The organism is Aeromonas sp. 61P (assembly GCF_051919545.1).
Lineage (GTDB): Bacteria > Pseudomonadota > Gammaproteobacteria > Enterobacterales > Aeromonadaceae > Aeromonas > Aeromonas veronii.
In genome coordinates, this window is the sequence record NZ_JBQBEL010000001.1 from 3,067,176 (window position 1) to 3,081,188 (window position 14,013).

Below are 14,013 nucleotides of genomic sequence, written 5' to 3' on the forward strand. Positions count from 1 at the left end.
ACGGTTTAAATTAAGCACTTCACAGGCCATGTTTCGCGTTTATTTCCGCAGGATCTGCGCCATGTCACACGATTGTCATCGTTGGTGTGGTCAAAGGAAATCAACTGAGTCCGTGGCTATGCAGATAACCGTCCCACCTATATCGGCCCGGCATCGTTGGCCAGCAGCAGAGCAATTGCCCGGCAGTCAAATACGCCAGCCCGAGCGGCAGAAAGGGCAACAAACAGGTCTTTAATCAAACTATTTTCACTGTGCCCCTGATATCATCCTCAGCAACGCAATATGGAGAGATTCGAGATGGCAGTGGCACCGTTTAATTGGGATGACGTCGTTCAGTGGGACGGGCCGGGGGCCATTGCGGGTAGCGAAGAGATCTTGAGTGCCGATCGGCTTGATCGTGCCCGCTATGCAGAGTTTCTGACCAACTACCTGGCCGCCGAAGGCAAGCAGCGCAACTATGTGCTTAACCTCAATGCCGAGTGGGGGGCGGGTAAAACCTGGTTTATCAAGCGCTGGTATATGGAGCTGAAAGCGCACTATCCCACCGTCTATATCGATGCCTGGCAGCAGGATTTTTCCGATGATCCTTTATTGACGGTTATTTCGTCGATTATCGATCAATTGAAAGATGCAACAGGAAATAAGGTTGCAATACCTGATGGCATCAAGTCCAAACTATTGGGTTTGCTCAAAGTGGGCGGGAAATTGGTGCTCAAGTCAGCCATTAAAAAAGCTGGATGGGAAGATAGTGATTTTTCTGTGGAAGGCGAAGATGCAGATAAGCTGGTTGATACGCTTTGTAGCAATCACAAAGAGCGTTATGAATCTATTCAGTATCTTAAACAAGAGATAAGGCAATGGGTGGAAGGGGTTGTTGGATTAGGTAACGGAGAACTGGACTATCCCGCCTTTATTTTGATTGATGAACTGGATCGCTGCCGTCCCTCCTATGCGGTAGAAATGCTGGAGACTATCAAGCATATCTTTGATATTAAGCGCGTGGTGTTTGTACTGGCCACGGATACCGAGCAGTTACAGCATGCTATCAAGGTAATTTATGGCGATGGTTTTGATGCAGAAAGTTATCTTGGCCGATTTTTTCATAGACGATTTACATTAGGCAGTATCTCTCGGCGAGAGTTTATTCAGCAGGCAATTGTAGATAAAAAATTGCATTTTGAGCATGTCAACGTATGGCCTGAGATCACTGATAGCCAAGTGTTGGTAAATGTATTGACAGCTGTTTGTGATCATTTTTCATTGAGCTTAAGAAAAACAGAGCAAGTGTTGGATCGAACGATCGCGTCCATCGTCAATTACCAAGGTTGCACATTAAATCTGATTTTTCTTGTTTACATGTTCTCTCTTTGCGAGAAACGCAATGGAGATTATCGTGCTGTAGCGGATGGCAAAATGCCTACGACAGATAACCATCCTAAGCTAAAAGGTTTCAATACTCTTACAAGTGAGTATGAAGAACAACATTTTCAATGTTTTATAAAAGCAGGGAGTGCAATAGGAAGTTATATTGAGGATGTCGAACATGAACGATATCTAAATCCTTTTATAGATGGAACATATATGGTTTCATTAAAAAATATGTTAGCCATTTCTTATGAAAGTCTATTGAAATCGACTTCAGATGATGAGTGTTCATATCGTTTTATCACGTTAGCAAAAGATTGTGTTAAGCGAATGCGAAATTTGACTGTAGAAGAAAATACTATTTTGGCAGAAAAGGAACTCTCACTATTGGAGCGACGTTTAACAACGTATAAAAATTTAGTTGAGCTGGCTGTGCATCTTGACTAAATAAAGCCGGGATAACCCGGCTTTACTATCAACTTATTTATTATGTCGCTCGTAAAGTCGCTGAACGACATCCTGTAATCCCAGCCCTTCATTTTGCAGCAGTACGGTCAGGTGGTAGAGCAGATCGGCGGATTCGTTAATGAGCTCCTCCCGATCCTTGGCCATGGCGGCCAGCGCCACTTCAACACCTTCCTCACCCACCTTCTGAGCGATCCGCTTGGTCCCTTTGCCATAGAGGCTGGCTGTGTAGCTGGTGGCCGGATCGGCCCCTTTGCGGGCGGCCAGGGTCTGTTCCAACTCTGCCAGAAAACCGAGCGGTGGCAGCGGGTGACCATGGAAGCAGGAGGTCGTCCCTTTGTGGCAGGTGGGGCCGACGGGGTTGGCGGCAATCAGCAGAGAGTCCTGATCGCAGTCGGTGCTGATGGCCACGAGTTGGAGCACATTGCCCGAGCTTTCACCCTTGGTCCACAGTCGCTGTTTGCTGCGGCTAAAGAAGGTGACCTGACCTGTGGTCTGGGTCTTTTCCAGTGCCTCACGGGTCATAAAGCCCTGCATCAGCACCTCGCCGCTGGCGGCATGCTGGACGATGGCGGGTATCATGCCATCGCATTTTGCCCAATCGAGCTGCTCGGCAAGGGGGCGCGCGCTGGCGGTGGTTTGTGCATTTTCAGAGAAGTTATTCACGGATGGCGACTCCTTCGTTTTTCAGCCTGCGTTTCAATTCGGGAATGGGGATAAGGCCCTTGTGGAACACAGAGGCGGCCAGCGCCCCGTCCACATCGGCGAGGGTGAAGGCATCGCGAAAGTGCTCCATGGCACCGGCGCCGCCGGAGGCGATCAGCGGCACCTTGCAGACACTGCGCACCAGCTTGAGCTGGTCGAGATCATAACCCTGACGCATGCCGTCCTGATTCATCACGTTCAGCACGATTTCGCCTGCGCCGCGCTTTTGCACTTCTTGCACCCAGTCGAGGGTGTGCCAGGCGGTGGTGCGGGTGCGGCTCTCGTCACCAGTAAACTGTTTGACCTGATAGTGGCCCGTGTCGGCGTCGAAGTAGGAGTCAATGCCCACCACCACGCACTGCACGCCAAAGCGCTCGGCCAGTCGGCTGATAAGGGTCGGGTCGGCCAGCGCCGGAGAGTTGATGGAGACCTTGTCTGCGCCAAATTCGAGGATCTGGCGGGCGTCCTCCACGCTTTTGATGCCACCGGCGACGCAGAAGGGGATATCGATCACCTCAGCTACCCGGCTCACCCAGCTCTTGTCCACTACCCGGGCATCACTTGAGGCGGTGATGTCATAGAACACCAGCTCGTCAGCGCCTTCCTCGGCGTAGCGGCGCGCCAGCTCGACAATGCCGCCCATCACCTCGTGGTTGCGAAATTGCACCCCCTTGACCACCACGCCATCTTTTACGTCGAGGCAGGGGATAATACGTCTTGCCAGCATCAGTTGCCTCCTGTGGTATCAGCTGCGGGGGCTTGCCAGCAGGCGATGGCGTCACCTACCGAGAATTTGCCTTCCAGCAGGGCACGGCCAAGGATGATCCCCTTGACGCCGGAGCCCTTGAGCGCCTCGATATCCGCGATGCCGCCAATGCCGCCGGAGGCTTGAAAGGCGACGCTCGGGTAGCGGGCGCAGAGATCCCGATAGAGCTCGACGTTGGTGCCAGCCAGGGTGCCGTCACGGCTGATGTCGGTGCAGAGCACATGCTTGAGCCCGGCGGGGAGGAAGCGCTCGATCAGTGCCTCGATGGTCACACCGCTGTTCTCCTGCCAGCCCGCCACCGCGATATGGCGATTGCCCTGCTCATCGATATTGACGTCCAGCGCCAGCACGATCTGCTCGGGGCCATATTTCTCCATCCAGCTGGCCACCAGAGCCGGGGATTTGACGGCGGTAGAGCCGATCACTACCCGGCTGGCGCCAGCGGCCAGCAGATCCGCCACATCCTGTTCGGTGCGCACGCCGCCGCCGACCTGAACCGGCGCTTCGGTGGCCGACAGCAGTTGGGTCAGCAGGGGCAGCTGGCGCGCCTTGGCATCTTTGGCACCGTCCAGATCCACCAGATGGAGCTGCACCGCTCCTTGGGAGACATATTCATCTAAGCGGGCCTGCGGGCTGCTGCTGTATTCGGTCTTCTGCTCGTAGTCCCCCTGATAGAGGCGAACCACCTGACCGTTGATAAGGTCAATTGCGGGAATGATCATTCAAAGCTCCAGAAAATTTTGCAGCAAACGGGCACCGGCTGCGCCTGAGCGCTCCGGGTGGAATTGGGCGCCAAAGAAGTTGCTGTGCTCTGCAACCCCACCGACGATGGCGGTAAACGGCTGGCCATAGTCGCAGGTCGCCAGCGTCGCGTCGGTCACCTCCAGCGCATAGGAGTGAACGAAATAGAAGTAGCTGCCGCTCGGGATCCCCTTGAGCAGAGGATGGGTCTCGTCATGCTCAATCTGGTTCCAGCCCATATGGGGCAGGCGCAAATTGTCCACCTCCATCAGCCGGATCTTGCCCGGCACTATGCCAAGGCAGTCGATAAGGCGCTCTGACGAGTCATCCGTACCCATGCTCTCTTCGGAAGCCTCCGCCAGCATCTGCATGCCGAGGCAAAAGCCCAGCAGCGGCTGCTTGGCGGCGCGAATGAGCGGTACCAGCCCGCGCTCGTTTAGGTTCTTCATGGCGGCCACCGCGGTGCCGACACCGGGCAGGATCAGCTTATCCGCCTGCTCGATATCGGCCGCCACGCTGGAAACCAGCGGCTGCACGCCGAGGCGCTCGAACGCCATTCTGACCGAGGCCAGGTTAGCGCAGCCGGTATCGATAATGATCAGCTTCTGCTTGCTTACATCCATCACAGCACTCCCTTGCTGGAGGGAAGCTCGCTCCCTTCCACCCGGATGGCCTGACGCAGGGCGCGGCCAAAGCCTTTGAACAGTGCCTCCACCTGATGGTGGGTGTTGCCGCTGCCCACCTTCATCTGCAGGGTTATGGCCATGGCGTCCGACAGCGAGCGGAAGAAGTGGGGCACCATCTCGGTGGCCATCTCGCCCACGTTGTCGCGGCCAAAGCCGCTCGGGCAGTCAAACACGAAGTAGGGGCGACCGCTCAAGTCCAGCGCTGTGCCCACCTCCTGCTCGGTCAGCGGGCGCGCATCGATTACCGCCTGCACCTCGTCCATTGCCAGCACGAAGCCGAAGCGACCGATGCCGCGCTTGTTGCCAAGGGCCTGACGCAGCGCCTGGCCGAGGGCCAGCCCCACATCCTCTACCGTGTGGTGATCGTCAATATGCAGATCGCCGCTGACGTTCAGCTTGAGCTGAAAACCGGCGTGGGTGGCAATTTGATCCAGCATGTGATCAAAGAAGCCGATACCGGTGGCGATCTGGTTGCCGCCGCTCTTGTTTGTGGCAGAAGGGTCCAAATCCACCGCTACCTGAATGCGGGTCTCCTTGGTGTAACGCTCCACCGAGGCTACGCGCCCCTTGGACAACAGCTGATCACGGATGGCGAGCCAGTCGTGATCCTGTGGGTGGTAGCGAATGCCGCCAATACCCATATTCTCGGCGAGTTGCAGATCGGTCTGGCGATCGCCAATCACGAAGGAGTTGGCAAAGTCGATGCGACCGGAGGCGAGATACTCCTTTACCAGCCCGAGGTGAGGCTTGCGGCAGCTACAGCCGTCGGTAGGGAAGTGCGGGCAGATCAGCACCTGTTCCCACTTCACCCCTTGCGATTCAAAGAGGTGCATCATCAGGTCGTGGGGTGGCTGGAAGTTCTCCAGCGGCAGGCTGGCGGTACCCAGCCCATCCTGGTTGGTCACCATCACCAGCACGTAGCCAGCGGCCTGCAACTCGCGCAGCACCGGAATGACCATGGGCTCGAAGCGCAGTTTGGCGAGGCTATCCACCTGCTTGTCGGTCACCGGCTCTTCAATCAGGGTGCCGTCGCGGTCGATAAACAAAAACGGGGTCTTCATCGCTACATCCTTGTCTTACAAAGTGGGAGAGGGCAGATCACGCAGTACGGCCAGCACGGCATCCATCTCGCCCTGATAGCCGATGGTGACGCGAATGCTGTTATCAAGGCCGGGTTTGGTCGAGAAATCCCGCAGTATGATGCCGGCGGCCTTCATGGCAGCAAAGACGGCGGCGCCATCCACAAAGCGCACCAGCACGAAGTTACCCTTGTCCTCGAATACTTCCTTCACGCAGGCAAGCTTGGCCAGCTCTGCCTTGAAGGTGGCTTTTTGCTTGTTGAGCTCCATCACTCGCTCGCGCATCAGCTCCAGCCCCATGGGGGAGAGGGCCTGCGCCGCGATCTGGGCGATGGGCTCGGGGATGGGATAGGGGGCGATCACCTTGGCCAGCATGGCGATCACCTCGGGGCTTGCCAGCGTAAAGCCGCAGCGGATCCCCGCCAGGGCAAAAGCTTTGGAGAGGGTGCGGGTCACCACCAGATTGGGGAAGCGGGCCAGCAGGTCCACCACGGACGCTTCCGGGCAGAACTCGATATAGGCCTCGTCCACCACCACGATGGCGCGATCCCGGGCTTTCTCCAGCAAAGCGATAAGACCGTCGCGACCCACCAGATCCCCTGTGGGGTTGTTGGGGGAGCAGAGAAAGACCAGCTTCACATCGCTGAGGCGATCGGCAATGGCGGGCCAGTCAGGCTGACGGCTGGCGGTCAGCGGCTGCTCGACGATACCTACGCCGCAGGTCTCGGCGCTGATGGCGTACATGCCGTAGGTGGGCGGACAGATGAGGATCTGATCTTCACCCGCTTCGCAAAAGGTGCGGATCAAGAGCTCGATGGCCTCGTCGGCGCCGCGGCTCACCAGCACCTGATCCGGATTAACCCCGGCGTAGGCGGCATAGCCGTTCACCACCTCGGCCGGTTGGCACTCGGGGTAGCGGTTGAGGCGGCTCCCCTCAATGGTGAAGGGATAGGCCAGCGGCGCTTCGTTGGCGTTGAGCCAGACGTGGCCCTTGCCGCCGATGCGGCGGGCGGATTGATAAGGAGTGAGGGCCCGCACCACGCGGCGCGCCAGATTGGCAATGCTCATGACAAATCCTTCTGCTGTGCTGTTGGTTGGGGCGCGGTGGCCAGGGCATTCAACCTGAGGGTGACGGCATTTTTGTGGCCATCGAGCCCCTCGGCCTGAGCAATGCGCTCGACGATAGGGCCAAGGCCGCGAATACCATCGGCGCTTAGCTCCTGCACCGTGTAGCGGCGCTGATAATCGGCGAGGCCAAGGCTCGAGCAGGTGCGGGCATAGCCATAAGTTGGCAGGGTGTGATTGGTGCCGCTGGCGTAATCGCCGACCGACTCGGGTGTCCATGCCCCCAGAAAGATGGAGCCGGCATTCTCAAGCTGATCCAGTAGATCACGGGGAGCGCGGGTCTGCACGATCAGGTGTTCCGGCGCGTAGGCGTTGGAGATGGCACACGCTTCGGTCAGATCGTCACAGAGGATCACCAGACTGCTGCCGAGCGCCTGCGCGGCGATATCCCGGCGGCTCAACTTGGCCAGCTGGCTCTTGATTTCGCCAGCGATGGCATCGGCCAGCAGTGGTGAGGTGGTCACCAGCACCACCTGACTGTCGGGGCCATGCTCGGCTTGGGAGAGCAGATCTGCTGCCACGAAGGCGGGGTTGGCGCTCTCGTCGGCAATGACCAGCACCTCGGAGGGGCCGGCCGGCATGTCGATGGCGGCGCCGCGCCAGTCGCGGGATACCTGGCCCTTGGCTTCGGTCACATAGGCGTTGCCCGGGCCGAAGATTTTGTCCACCTTGGGGATGCTCTCGGTGCCGTACGCCATGGCGGCGATGGCCTGGGCACCGCCGATGGCGAACACCTTCTCGACGCCGCAGGCGCGGGCGGCAAACAGGATCTCGTCGCTGGCGGGGGACGGGGTACAGAGCACCACTTCACGGCAACCGGCTAAGCGTGCCGGAATGGCCAGCATCATCACGGTGGAGGGGAGCGGTGCGCTGCCCCCCGGCACATAGAGGCCGACCCGGCTGATGGGCTGGATGCGCAGCTCGCACACAACCCCGGGTTGGGTCTCTACCCGTACCACCGGCTGAACTTGCGCGTCGTGGAAGGTACGAATGTTGGCAATCGCTGCTTCGATGGCGCTTTTGATGTTGTCATCCAGCCGCGCGCAGGCAGCTTCAATCTCATCTTCGCTAACGCGCAGCTGTTCACGGGGGGCGCGCTCGAAGCGCTGGCTTAGCTCGCGCAGGGCCTCGTCGCCCCGGCTTCGCACCGCTGCGATGATCTCTTTGACCACGGCGCCGATATCGGCCTCGTCATTGAGGGCGGGCCGGGTCAGCACATCGGCCTGCTGGGCGGGGGAGAGGGTCTTCCAGATCAGGGTCTGCATGATATCCCTTCCTTATTCCATCATCTTTTCGATGGGCAGCACCAGAATGGAGCTGGCACCGAGCGCCTTGAGCTGCTCCATGGTCTCCCAGAACAGGGTCTCGCTGGATACGACGTGCAGCGCCACCTGATTGGTGTCACCGGCCAGCTGCATGATGGTGGGACGCTCGGCACCCGGCAGCAGATCGGTGATGGCATCGAGCTTCTCTTTGGGGGCGTGCAGCATGATGTACTTGCTCTCGCGGGCCTGCTGCATCCCCTGAATGCGGGGCAGCAATTTGTCGATGAGCTTCTGCTTGGCATCGGACAAGGGGTTGGGGGCCTGTACCAGCACCGCTTTGGAGCGATAGATCACCTCCACCTCTTTGAGGCCATTGGCTTCCAGCGTCGCGCCGGTGGAGACCAGATCGCAGATGGCATCGGCGAGACCCGCGCGCGGCGCCACTTCCACCGAGCCACCCAGCATCACGCTCTTGAAGCCGAGCCCCTTATCGTCAAAGAAGCGCTTGAGCAGCCCGGGGTAGGAGGTGGCAATGCGCTTGCCCGCCAGACTCTGTGGCCCTGTGTAGGTTACATCTTCCGGCACCGCCAGCGAGAGGCGGCAGCCACCAAAGTCCAGCTGCTTGAGGGTTTTGACCTCGAAGGGCAGTCCCTGTGAAGCGCGAATAAGCTGCACCTCTTCCAGCACGTTCTCGCCGATGATGCCAAGGTCGACCACCCCTTCCATCACCAGACCCGGGATGTCGTCATCACGCACCCGCAGGATATCGATGGGCATGTTCTCGACATGGGCGATAAGGCGCTGCTCGCGCAGGTTGATCTTGAGGCCACAGCTCTTGAACAGGGCTTGGGAGTCCTGGCTCAGACGACCGGACTTTTGCATGGCGATACGCAGACGTTGTGTTTCCATTGCTCGATTTCCTTCTAGTCAAAAACGAAAAAACCCTCGGAAGTGTGTGCTTCCGAGGGTTTATGAATCTTGCGGTCCTTTTGGAAGTCACCAGTTAAGTGTCTTCCAGCAGTCAACCTCCTGAAAGACTAGTCGGGATGATGATGGTGGTGATGAGTCTTCAGGGTGGTGAACTTCATGTAATCAATCCTTTACAAAATAAGATGTCGTAATTGACGCCTGATTTAAACTACCTGCCTTGACAGAAAATGCAACCCGAAATTGTGATTTGATCGATTAAAGTGGCGAAAACGGTTTTCTGGTCGATAACTAGACAATAACCCCTGCAGGAGTCGCCATCATGCCCAGCCAGGACCTGTTGTTCCCCATTTTGCCCCGGGCGCCCGCTGCGCCCGGCAGCGAAGATATCAAGCGGGAAGTGAACCAGATCAGCAAAAAGCACCAGCTGCGCAAGACCAGCACTGACAACAGTGACTCCCAGCAGCGCCAGCAGGCATATAACACGCCAGCCAAACGTGATCAGCCCAAGGCGGAAGAGGGCGATCACAAGCCGGACCCCGAGCATCAGATCGATCTGTTCGTCTAGGCAGATTATCTGTCCCGCTTTTGCCGCGCTTTTGGCATAATGGCCGCTTTTGCTGCGGGACGCCCTTTTGACCATCCAGACCCTGTTCAAGCCAGATGGCCCTCTGGCCAGCCATATCGACGGTTTCAAAGCCCGCGCTCCCCAACTGGAGATGGCCGAAGCGGTCGCGCGCGTCATCAAAAGTGGTGGCCGTCTGTTGGTGGAGGCGGGGACCGGTACCGGCAAGACCTACGCCTATTTGGTGCCTGCGCTGGAGTCCGGCAAGCGGGTGGTGATCAGCACCGGCTCCAAGAACCTGCAGGAGCAGCTCTTCTATCGGGATCTCCCGACCATCACAGGGGCGCTCTCCTACACCCCGCCGGTGGCCTTGCTCAAAGGGCGCAGCAACTATCTCTGCATCGAGCGGATGAACCGGCTCTTGAGCGAATCCCATCTGCAAAAGCCTGAAATTCTCAACGATCTGGTGAAGGTCAAATCCTGGTCCACTGCTACCGATAACGGCGATGTGGGGGATATTCCGGGATTGCAGGAGAACGCCGAGATCCTCGCCCACGTCACCAGCACCAACGATAACTGCCTCGGTCGCGACTGCCCCTATTACGACGACTGCCATCTGGTGGTGGCACGACGCCGCGCCATGGACGCCCAGGTGGTGGTGATCAACCACCACCTCTTCTTCGCCGATATGGCGGTGAAAGACACCGGATTTGGTGAGTTGGTGCCCGAAGCGCAAGTCTATGTGTTTGACGAGGCGCACCAGCTGCCGGAGATCGCCACCAACTACTTCGGCAAGTCGGTAGGCAGCCGAACGATTCAGGATCTGGCGCAGGATATCCAGCTGGCCTATCGGGCAGAGGCCCACGACATGGCCCAGCTCGGCAAGGCGGCGGACCGGCTCGCTATCGCCAGTCAGGACTTACGTCTCGCCTTCGGGGTGGATGGCGGTCGTGGTAATACCCGCGACATGCTGCGCCAGCCGCTTTGGGGGCAGGCTTTGGCTCGTCTTAACGATGCCATCGGGCTTTGCTACGAAGTGCTGAAACTGGCTCTCGGCCGTGGCGAGCAGCTGGATCACGCCTTCGAGCGCATCAGTGAACTGCGCACCCGCCTGGGTGAAGTGCTGGCGGTCAACCAGACCGGTTTCTCATACTGGTACGACTGCTCACGGCTTCATTTCACCCTCAATCTGACGCCGCTGTCGGTGGCCGAGCGATTCAGTGCCGAGGTGCAAAGACCGGAAGTGGCCTGGGTCTTCACCTCCGCCACCCTGACGGTGGATATGCGGTTTGATCACTTCAAAGCCGAGCTGGGGCTGGCGGGCAGCGCCGAGCTGATCCTCGACAGTCCGTTTGACTATGGCGAGCAGGCGCGGCTCTGTGTGCCCCGTTATCTGCCGGAGCCCAACGCCTTTGGCCGTGGCGAGCAGCTGGCCAATCTGATGATCCCCCTCATCAACAAGACGCCGGGTGGCTGTTTCTTCCTCTGCACCAGCCATCAGGTGATGCGTCAGGTAGCCGAGGTGCTGCGCCGGGAGATTGGCCGCACCGTCTTGTTGCAGGGGGAGGACAACAAGCAGCGGTTGCTCAAGGAGTTTGTCGAGAATGGCCGCGCCGTGCTGGTGGCGACCAGCAGCTTCTGGGAGGGGATCGACGTGCGAGGGGCGGCGTTGTCGTGTGTTATCATCGACAAACTGCCGTTTGCCAGCCCTGATGATCCGCTGCTCAAGGCGCGGGTGGATGATTGCAAGCTCAAGGGGGGGGATCCCTTCGCCGAGCTGCAGTTGCCCAAGGCGGTGATTGCCCTCAAGCAGGGGGTGGGGCGGCTTATTCGTGATCGCAGTGATCACGGGGTGCTGGTGATCTGTGATCCACGAATGGTCAACAAGCCTTATGGCGCCACCTTTATCAAGAGTCTGCCCGCCATCCCCCGTACCCGGGAGTTGGGAACGCTGGGGAGTTTTTTCGATCGCAGTGAATAAGTGTGCCGCCAGCTAACAGATTTGAACAACGGGTGAGCATATCTCGCTTGCCGGTTATGTAATTGACTGATTTTATAGAGATTGGAAAGCATGAACGAGTTGAAGATCCTGGCCGTTGATACCGCCACCGAAGCCTGCTCCGCCGCCCTGCTGGTGGGTGACAAGCTGTTCTCCCGCTGGGAGGAGGCGCCACGGGATCACACCCGAAAAATCCTGCCCATGGTTCAGGCTGTGTTAGAGGATGCCGGGATAAGTTTGAGTGACCTCGATGCCATCGCGTTCGGCCGCGGCCCGGGCTCCTTTACCGGCGTGCGGATCGGCATCAGTGTGGCGCAAGGTCTGGCGTTTGGTGCGGGTGTGCCGCTGATTGGCATCTCGACCCTAGCCGCCATGGCGCAAGGCGCCTATCGACTGGATGGCGCCGAGCAGGTGCTGACCGCCATCGATGCGCGGATGAACGAGGTCTATTTCGGCCGCTATGAGCTGATTGATGGCCGCATGCAACTGGTGGGTGACGAGGTGGTGAGCGAGCCCGCGGCACTGGTTGACGTCCGTGGCAAGCTGGCGGGTCGGGTGACCTGCGTCGGCACCGGTTTTGAAACCTATGGCGAGACCCTGAGTGGTCTGGCCGATGAGCTGGCGGTGAGTCAGGTGCGCTTCCCGGCGGCAGAAGACATGTTGCCGCTGGCCCGCGCGGCCTGGTTGGCGGGGGAGGCGGTGCCGGTTGAACAGGCGACGCCGGTCTATTTGCGTGACAAGGTGACCTGGAAAAAACTGCCGGGTCGCGAATAAGGGCAGGAGCACTGACGTCATGTCGCTCTTGCCGCTCATCAGCTGCAACACAAGCGGATGGCCCGACGGGCCACGCCGGCAACAGGAGAGTGACATGATGCGTAATACCAGAAGCGACATGATGAAACGCACAATGGTGGTCGGGGCGCTGGCCCTGCTGCTCGGGGCCTGCAGCTCGGTTCCTAAAGAGCTGGCCTATGAGCCAGAAAACCAGCTGGTGGCCTATCAGCCCGCCCTTGGCGGGATGGAGGGCAAACCGGCCCGCTGGAGCGGCGTTATCTCGGCGGTGCACAACAAGGCGGATCAGAGCGTCATTGAAGTGGTCTATTTGCCGCTCAAGTCCAACGGCGTGCCGGAGCAGACCGAGCAGAGCCCGGGCCGTTTTCTGGCCATCATGAAGGGCTTTGTCGACCCGACCCTCTATGCCAAGGGGCGCAGCCTGACTGTGCTTGGCACCATAGGCAAACCGGTTGATAGCCAGATTGGCGAGCACAAGTACCGCTTCTCTGTGCTCAATGTGACGGGCAGCAAGCTGTGGCCGCCAGTCAAGGAGGTGGAGGTGCGCTACATGGACCCCTACTTCTACGATCCTTTCTATGATCCCTTCTGGCCGAGACGGCCGCTGCGTCGCTAAGGCTTGCCATGATCAAGAGCATCAAAAGCACTCTGCACGAACGTCTGCTCACCTTGGCAGATGGTCGGCAGGTGGCCCTGCTTGAGAATCAACTCGCGGATCAGACTCAGCAGGGCAAACCCCTGCTGATCGCTTTGCATGGCTGGCTCGACAACAGTGCAAGCTTCTTGCCGCTGGCACCGCATCTGGGGGATTTTCACCTCATCTGTGTCGATCTGCCGGGACATGGTCACTCCGATCACAAAACCAACCCTTATGTCTTTGTCGACTGGCTGGACGATCTCTACCAGATCGTTCAGGCCGCAGGCTGGTCGCGCTTCACTCTGCTCGGTCACTCCCTCGGGGCGCTGATCGCCTCCGCCTATGCCGGGGTGTTTCCCGAACAGGTGGAGCGGTTGATCATGCTGGAGGGGCTGGGGCCGCTCAGCCAGCCCGATGAGGAGGTACCTGCCCAGCTGCGACGTGCAATTTTAAAGCGCAGTCGCACCCGGGAGCGCAGTGCCAACGGTTTTGTCTCCATCGATGAGGCTGTCGCCGCTCGTTGCAAAGTGGCGGATATCACGCCGCAGTCGGCGCGCCTTATCTGTGAGCGGCAGCTTGAAGAGCGGGCAGGGCGCTGGCACTGGCGCAGCGACCCCCGTTTGCGGGATCTTTCACCCCTGAGAATGAGCGAAGGGCAGGCCCGGGCATTGATGGCGGCTATCCGCTGTCCTGTGCTGTTGATTCAGGGGGAGCAGGGCTTTGCTGCACTTGAAGCCCAATGGCAGGCCCGTCAGGATGCCTTCCAGCAGATCGAGCGGGTCATATTGGGTGGAAACCACCATTTTCATATGGAAAATTCGGTTGATACGGCCGTTTGTATCGTAAAGTTTTGTCAAGTTCGGTAGAATCGCCAGCTTTCAATTATTCTAGGTTTG

14 protein-coding genes and 1 other annotated feature are annotated in these 14,013 nt (G+C 58.6%); of the genes, 6 read left to right on the plus strand and 8 right to left on the minus strand.

All coding sequences use genetic code 11. The features are described from left to right. Positions 1 to 297 precede the first annotated feature (297 nt). Positions 298 to 1,812 carry a KAP family P-loop NTPase fold protein gene (locus ACTG2O_RS14570; protein ID WP_439976182.1) on the plus strand — a complete coding sequence of 505 codons (1,515 nt, stop codon included), beginning with the start codon at positions 298 to 300 and terminating at the stop codon, positions 1,810 to 1,812. A 33-nt stretch (positions 1,813 to 1,845) separates the two neighbouring features. Here the strand turns inward: ACTG2O_RS14570 and hisIE are convergent, their stop codons facing one another. Genes hisIE through hisG form a run of 8 tightly spaced genes read right to left on the minus strand, consistent with a single transcriptional unit; the run spans position 1,846 to position 9,106 of the window. Beyond that, positions 1,846 to 2,496 (minus strand): bifunctional phosphoribosyl-AMP cyclohydrolase/phosphoribosyl-ATP diphosphatase HisIE, encoded by a 651-nt coding sequence (hisIE, locus tag ACTG2O_RS14575; protein ID WP_323914320.1) that lies wholly within the window; start codon positions 2,494 to 2,496, stop codon positions 1,846 to 1,848. Then, positions 2,489 to 3,262, minus strand: a complete 774-nt coding sequence (gene hisF / locus ACTG2O_RS14580) for an imidazole glycerol phosphate synthase subunit HisF (protein ID WP_439976184.1) — start codon at positions 3,260 to 3,262, stop codon at positions 2,489 to 2,491. The genes hisIE and hisF overlap by 8 nt, the downstream gene beginning before the upstream one ends. Beyond that, positions 3,262 to 4,023, minus strand: a complete 762-nt coding sequence (gene hisA, locus ACTG2O_RS14585) for a 1-(5-phosphoribosyl)-5-[(5-phosphoribosylamino)methylideneamino]imidazole-4-carboxamide isomerase (RefSeq protein ID WP_439976186.1) — start codon at positions 4,021 to 4,023, stop codon at positions 3,262 to 3,264. The genes hisF and hisA overlap by 1 nt, the downstream gene beginning before the upstream one ends. Then, positions 4,024 to 4,665: an imidazole glycerol phosphate synthase subunit HisH gene (gene hisH / locus ACTG2O_RS14590; RefSeq protein WP_421342238.1), complete on the minus strand. Its 642-nt coding sequence runs from the start codon at positions 4,663 to 4,665 to the stop codon at positions 4,024 to 4,026. Then, entirely contained in the window at positions 4,665 to 5,789 is a 1,125-nt protein-coding gene (hisB, locus tag ACTG2O_RS14595; protein WP_019446754.1) for a bifunctional histidinol-phosphatase/imidazoleglycerol-phosphate dehydratase HisB, read from the minus strand. Before hisB ends, hisH begins: the two co-directional genes overlap by 1 nt. Before the next feature lie 15 nt (positions 5,790 to 5,804). Further along, complete coding sequence (gene hisC / locus ACTG2O_RS14600) at positions 5,805 to 6,875, minus strand: histidinol-phosphate transaminase (protein WP_019446753.1); 1,071 nt, start codon at positions 6,873 to 6,875, stop codon at positions 5,805 to 5,807. Then, complete coding sequence (gene hisD, locus ACTG2O_RS14605; RefSeq protein ID WP_439976190.1) at positions 6,872 to 8,197, minus strand: histidinol dehydrogenase; 1,326 nt, start codon at positions 8,195 to 8,197, stop codon at positions 6,872 to 6,874. Before hisD ends, hisC begins: the two co-directional genes overlap by 4 nt. A 12-nt stretch (positions 8,198 to 8,209) precedes the next feature. Continuing rightward, on the minus strand, positions 8,210 to 9,106 hold the full coding sequence (gene hisG / locus ACTG2O_RS14610; protein ID WP_439976192.1) for an ATP phosphoribosyltransferase: 897 nt from the start codon (positions 9,104 to 9,106) through the stop codon (positions 8,210 to 8,212). A 24-nt stretch (positions 9,107 to 9,130) separates the two neighbouring features. Continuing rightward, positions 9,131 to 9,259, minus strand: a sequence feature (His leader region). Positions 9,260 to 9,446: 187 nt separating this feature from the next. Here hisG and ACTG2O_RS14615 point away from each other — a divergent pair. The 5 genes from ACTG2O_RS14615 to ACTG2O_RS14635 all read left to right on the plus strand — a co-directional run bounded on the left by ACTG2O_RS14615 (position 9,447) and on the right by ACTG2O_RS14635 (position 13,983). Beyond that, the gene (locus ACTG2O_RS14615) at positions 9,447 to 9,692 is read left to right on the plus strand and encodes a hypothetical protein (RefSeq protein WP_439976194.1); all 246 of its coding nucleotides are present in this window, start codon (positions 9,447 to 9,449) and stop codon (positions 9,690 to 9,692) included. A 67-nt stretch (positions 9,693 to 9,759) separates the two neighbouring features. Further along, positions 9,760 to 11,670, plus strand: coding sequence for an ATP-dependent DNA helicase (locus ACTG2O_RS14620; protein WP_439976196.1), 1,911 nt, complete (start codon positions 9,760 to 9,762; stop codon positions 11,668 to 11,670). A gap of 90 nt (positions 11,671 to 11,760) precedes the next feature. Beyond that, a complete protein-coding gene (gene tsaB, locus ACTG2O_RS14625; protein WP_069556447.1) occupies positions 11,761 to 12,462 on the plus strand; it encodes a tRNA (adenosine(37)-N6)-threonylcarbamoyltransferase complex dimerization subunit type 1 TsaB in 702 nt (233 codons plus the stop codon). Between the two features lie 118 nt (positions 12,463 to 12,580). Further along, positions 12,581 to 13,096: a Slp family lipoprotein gene (locus ACTG2O_RS14630; protein WP_021230054.1), complete on the plus strand. Its 516-nt coding sequence runs from the start codon at positions 12,581 to 12,583 to the stop codon at positions 13,094 to 13,096. Between the two features lie 8 nt (positions 13,097 to 13,104). Next, entirely contained in the window at positions 13,105 to 13,983 is an 879-nt protein-coding gene (locus ACTG2O_RS14635; RefSeq protein ID WP_257124904.1) for an alpha/beta fold hydrolase, read from the plus strand. Positions 13,984 to 14,013 lie beyond the last annotated feature (30 nt).

Excerpts from the sequence above, each read along its gene's own strand:
- hisG (WP_439976192.1), bottom strand. The coding sequence starts at position 9,106 with ATGGAAACACAACGTCTGCGTATCGCCATGCAAAAGTCCGGTCGTCTG.
- hisD (WP_439976190.1), bottom strand. The coding sequence starts at position 8,197 with ATGCAGACCCTGATCTGGAAGACCCTCTCCCCCGCCCAGCAGGCCGAT.
- hisH (WP_421342238.1), bottom strand. The coding sequence starts at position 4,665 with ATGGATGTAAGCAAGCAGAAGCTGATCATTATCGATACCGGCTGCGCT.
- ACTG2O_RS14635 (WP_257124904.1), top strand. The coding sequence starts at position 13,105 with ATGATCAAGAGCATCAAAAGCACTCTGCACGAACGTCTGCTCACCTTG.
- ACTG2O_RS14615 (WP_439976194.1), top strand. The coding sequence starts at position 9,447 with ATGCCCAGCCAGGACCTGTTGTTCCCCATTTTGCCCCGGGCGCCCGCT.
- tsaB (WP_069556447.1), top strand. The coding sequence starts at position 11,761 with ATGAACGAGTTGAAGATCCTGGCCGTTGATACCGCCACCGAAGCCTGC.
- hisF (WP_439976184.1), bottom strand. The coding sequence starts at position 3,262 with ATGCTGGCAAGACGTATTATCCCCTGCCTCGACGTAAAAGATGGCGTG.
- ACTG2O_RS14630 (WP_021230054.1), top strand. The coding sequence starts at position 12,581 with ATGATGAAACGCACAATGGTGGTCGGGGCGCTGGCCCTGCTGCTCGGG.
- hisB (WP_019446754.1), bottom strand. The coding sequence starts at position 5,789 with ATGAAGACCCCGTTTTTGTTTATCGACCGCGACGGCACCCTGATTGAA.
- hisC (WP_019446753.1), bottom strand. The coding sequence starts at position 6,875 with ATGAGCATTGCCAATCTGGCGCGCCGCGTGGTGCGGGCCCTCACTCCT.
- hisA (WP_439976186.1), bottom strand. The coding sequence starts at position 4,023 with ATGATCATTCCCGCAATTGACCTTATCAACGGTCAGGTGGTTCGCCTC.
- ACTG2O_RS14570 (WP_439976182.1), top strand. The coding sequence starts at position 298 with ATGGCAGTGGCACCGTTTAATTGGGATGACGTCGTTCAGTGGGACGGG.